At 30.7% G+C, this 218-nt stretch carries 1 pseudogene; it reads right to left on the bottom strand.

From position 1 onward, the window contains the following. Positions 1 to 218: pseudogene (locus KGF41_RS20760) on the bottom strand (RNA-guided endonuclease TnpB family protein); the annotation flags it as partial.

Below are 218 nucleotides of genomic sequence, written 5' to 3'. Positions count from 1 at the left end.
TTAGATTTTTGACTTACTGTACCACTTTTAACTATTGAATTTGTTGGTATATATCCAAATTCTTTTAGTCTTACCCACCCAAGAGTAGGTATTTTGACCCTATGCCTTTCAATAGTCCAATCAGTCTTATTATTCTTAGGGAAATATGCTTTTACATCTTGATTTTTCTCTTTCTTGAACTTAGGAAAGCCTTTAGCACCTTTAAAAAAGTCTTTAAA

Origin of the sequence: Clostridioides sp. ZZV14-6150, from assembly GCF_020657875.1 — a bacterium.
Lineage (GTDB): Bacteria > Bacillota > Clostridia > Peptostreptococcales > Peptostreptococcaceae > Clostridioides.
Note: the sequence above shows the minus strand (reverse complement) of the source record. Positions and strands in the feature narration are given on the sequence as shown.